Raw genomic sequence first — 2,528 nt, 5'->3', positions numbered from 1 at the left:
CTTGTTCGGGTGTGGGGTAAAATCGAAACCAATAGGCTTTTTCCATGGGGAGCATTTTAGCATATATTTCGTAAATGTGTTAATATTTAACAGTAAAGCCGTCGTAGAACGACGGGGTTTCAGACCCAAAATTTTCGATGACTCGATAGTGCTTGACGTTGAAAGTGCAAAGGGTTGCATTATGCCCAACAGCAGAAGCGGCAATTAAGGCATCAATCAGTCCGACTTTATGAGACAGATACCCCTAGAAAAAATCGATCGCCGTGAAAGCAATCGATCAACTTTTAAACTGACAACGACCTTAATAATTCCATCGTGTTCCTTTTTGACCACTAGCTCGCCATCCTTTGCTATTTCTCATATCGAGGTGAACAAAACCTCGGGACGCGCCATACCCTAGCGCTCCATACCAGTGCTGATCTAGCCACGCCTGAAACTTAACCAAGCGTCCCGGATTGACCGGACGGATATCAACCGCGCGACCGTAAAGGTGCTGAGAGTTAGACGCACCCCCAACGGCGCGATTAACAGCCGGCGGGCAATACCAAGAATTAACCAAAATCGGACACCCCCACTCGTCACGAATTTTATCGAGTTCGAGCGCAAGTTGTAAAATATTCCGTTCTATCTCGCTACCAGCAGGGGGAACCCGTCGCGGGTCGTTTTTGGTTACTTCGCTGACAGAAAAATATTAAGAGATTTTTTGATTAGGGTTTTTCCAGTTAATTTGTGTTTTAGTCATTGCCTTAATCGTCCCTGTTACTCCATTGGGCTAACCCGGCCCCAACTACAGCAGTCGGACCAGTGATCGCAATCGTTAATTTTTCCGGGGGGAGATGGTAACTTAAAATAATGCAGCTTAATAACCCCACACAGACAAGACCTAACGCAATCTTATTTTTCTGTGACATTTTAACACGAATAAAGGACAAACAAGACACAAAAGAACAACAATCATAATTAGGAGAAAGTCGCGTCTAAAGGATTAACTACACCAACAACATTACCGTTTCCTCTGATAGTAGCCGGTGGGGTAAATGTGTCTGCTTTATCTTTAGCAACAATGATCCGCGCATAACGACGACGGAGTGTAGCCCCCGATCCGGTTGTGTAAGAAATCACTTTTCTCACTGCATAGCCAGAGCGCAAAAGAGCTTCCACAGTAGTTAAAGGTGCGGTTTCATCCGTAGTATTCGGAGCGCCCGACATAGTAATTTTGTTAACGCCTGTAGCAGTCTCTGTCAAGCCTTGATAGGTATCTTCAGGAGCGAGAAAATAAAAAGGGAGACTGGTAGGTGAACCAGTTAATTCACTAACGGTAATTTTATGGCGTGCGAATTTTTGACCCATTGCAATACCTCAAAAAAAAACGAGAAATTTAGCAAAATTAACCCAAGCGACGACGGCGAGGAATACCAGCACCAACGATATTAAATGTCTTGTAGGTTTTGTTTTTCAAAGAAAATAAAGCTGTATCTACTTTAGAAGTAGGACAAATAATTCGAGCGCTTTTCATGATATTTCTGCCATCAACTACAGTCCGATAGCTAAGTCTTAATCTAATTAATCTGCCAGTTCTCAGCCCATCCGAGACCCGCAGTCCGACATCATCCTCGTCCGGCTCAAAGTTGCTAGGGGCTCTCGTGATACCCATGGCTGATCCGATTGTGCTGCCGCTGGATGCGTACACATCAGGAAGCTCCAAAAGAAACCTTGTAGAGGCTTCAGTGAAAAAATGAGTTACTAGGGGCGGTTTTGACATCGATCATCGTTCTAAACTCTTGTACAGTCACACTTTGACTGATTTAGGGCGGGTTCGCAATAACAAACAACACATATATGCGTTGAAAAACAAACGACGCATTACTCGGAATCGGACAAGACATCCATAAAGCGACCAGTGCGATCGACCAACACCACCCCCTTAGATAGTCCGTGGATCAGTGCGATTGCGTGGGTAAATCGGACGTTAGCCGTCGGTCGCCAGCGTTTCTTTTTGACTACCTTTCCCAGAATTGTTTGATTGCCCGGGACGTTTAAGCTATTTCGCTCTGGGTTGACTGTAGTGCATTTGTCCTCATCATAGGGTTTACCTAAAATCAGTAGATGGAAAAGTTTGAATAACCAGAGTATTTAGTAACATCTGATACAAAATACTTAGAGAAACTAATTAGGGTCTGCTGAAAAAGTTTTTCGGTGGGGGTTGGGGGTTGGGGGTTGGGGGGATGGGGGATGGGTTTTACCGATTTTCAGGTGGTCAACTACCTAATTTTCAGGGAAAAAGTACCTGCATTTTCCCCCTGACCACTCCCATGCCTGGTACTTTTTGATTGACAAAAAGTCTAAAAGTCTTACCCAACAAGGTTTTTAGATTTTTTCAGCAAACCCTAATTAAGAAAACTTATGTCTAAGAAAAAAGACTATTGCTATTAGCCAGAAGGCAAATAGATAGTATCAACAACTTGATAGATTTTATCAACGGCTTGCCTTAAAAACGATAGCATTTGTTGAAAAGTAAATAACTCTCG

4 protein-coding genes are annotated in these 2,528 nt (G+C 43.5%); all 4 read right to left on the bottom strand.

Going from position 1 to position 2,528, the window contains the following annotated elements; genetic code table 11:
- Positions 1 to 46: helix-turn-helix domain-containing protein (locus IM479_RS22695; RefSeq protein WP_353737480.1), on the bottom strand; the 46-nt coding region annotated here is incomplete at its 3' end.
- A 255-nt stretch (positions 47 to 301) separates the two neighbouring features.
- The gene (locus IM479_RS13175) at positions 302 to 616 is read right to left on the bottom strand and encodes a D-Ala-D-Ala carboxypeptidase family metallohydrolase (protein WP_353847761.1); all 315 of its coding nucleotides are present in this window, start codon (positions 614 to 616) and stop codon (positions 302 to 304) included.
- 344 nt (positions 617 to 960) lie between these two features.
- A complete protein-coding gene (locus IM479_RS13170; protein WP_287699452.1) occupies positions 961 to 1,350 on the bottom strand; it encodes a hypothetical protein in 390 nt (129 codons plus the stop codon).
- 37 nt (positions 1,351 to 1,387) lie between these two features.
- The gene (locus tag IM479_RS13165) at positions 1,388 to 1,654 is read right to left on the bottom strand and encodes a hypothetical protein (protein ID WP_287699451.1); all 267 of its coding nucleotides are present in this window, start codon (positions 1,652 to 1,654) and stop codon (positions 1,388 to 1,390) included.
- Between the last annotated feature and the right edge of the window lie 874 nt (positions 1,655 to 2,528).

It is taken from the genome of Microcystis sp. M165S2 (assembly GCF_020245885.1).
In the GTDB taxonomy this organism is placed as follows: Bacteria; Cyanobacteriota; Cyanobacteriia; order Cyanobacteriales; family Microcystaceae; genus Microcystis.
This window is presented reverse-complemented; position numbering and strand designations above follow the sequence as displayed.